The following is a 1,076-nucleotide window of genomic DNA, read 5'->3' as shown; positions in this document are numbered from 1 at the left end:
GGCCCTCGCCGGCGCCGCGGCCATCGTGCACCTCGTCGGCGGGCACGGGACCCCGCGCGCCGCAGACGCACTGCGAGTGCGTGTCGCCGCATCCGCCGCGGGGCTCGCCGCGTGGTGCGACGACGCGCCAACCCCCGCCGCTACGACTCTCCTTGGGCTGATCCCCGGCGTGGCTGACGTGACGTGCCACATCACCATTGGCCGTGCGTGGCCCGAACCCCGCCTCCGTATCCCCGTCCGCCTCGCCACCTCTGGAGCGCTGCCATGAACACCCCGCCCGACCCGGTGGTGCGTGTCGCCGGGGTCCCCCGCTCCACGCTCGCCGTCCTGAACACGCCGAAGAGCTTCGAGCTCGCCGAGCACATCCTTCAGACGCGGGAACAGGTCGCCGAGGAGGGCCGCCGTATCGCCGACGCCCTGCACCTGGTCATCGGGGCACTGCCCGAACCCGCCCTCAGGCCCCGGGTCATCGGGCTGCGCCGGGCGGTCCATCAGGGCCGCTCACCACGGGCCGCCGAATGGAACACAGACGTACGGGCCGCGCTGCCCGGCCCGCTCGTCGGCCGGATCCGGGGCTGGCTCGACCGACGTGCCCAGTGCGGGGAACACACCGAGTCCCTGGCGGCCGTGCTCCAGGAAGAGACACACGACTCGCTCGCCGCGCTGCGGGAAGACCTCGCGCACCCTCGCTTCCGGCAGGGGCTGCTGCACGCCACGCCCGAGCTCGACGACGTCCTGGAGCGCTGGATCGCCGCCCCGGGACACCCGACTCCCGGCACCAAGGCCCTGGTCAGCCTGGCCCGTTATCTCTCCCGGGCCGCCGTGAAGACCAGCCCGCAGGGGACGTTCACCGCCACCGGCCAAGGCCGCTGGACCGCCCACGGCCCCTGGCTGCACACCGGAGACCTGGAGCGGCGCACCACGACCGCCGAACTCAACCTCGCCCGGCTGCGCCGCATCGCCGACGGTCTGCTGCGCGCCCATCCGGCCCTGCGGGACACCTTGCGGCTGCGCCTCAACCCGGCGCTGAACGTCGCCGACGGCACCCTCCGCCTGATCGCCCCCGGCCCCGGGGC

At 74.5% G+C, this 1,076-nt stretch carries 2 protein-coding genes; one reads left to right on the top strand and one right to left on the bottom strand.

Annotation, left to right across the window (positions count from 1 at the left end; translation table 11 throughout):
- The coding region (locus CCN51_RS56785; protein WP_211303341.1) for a hypothetical protein at positions 1-190 on the bottom strand (190 nt) is incomplete at its 3' end.
- A gap of 74 nt (positions 191-264) precedes the next feature.
- Between CCN51_RS56785 and CCN51_RS50555 the strand changes: the two genes are divergently transcribed.
- Positions 265-1,076 (top strand): lantibiotic dehydratase (locus CCN51_RS50555; RefSeq protein ID WP_211303340.1); only part of this gene is annotated, 812 nt, incomplete at its 3' end.

This window comes from Streptomyces milbemycinicus, from assembly GCF_002154605.1.
In the GTDB taxonomy this organism is placed as follows: Bacteria; Actinomycetota; Actinomycetes; order Streptomycetales; family Streptomycetaceae; genus Streptomyces; species Streptomyces milbemycinicus.
This window is presented reverse-complemented; position numbering and strand designations above follow the sequence as displayed.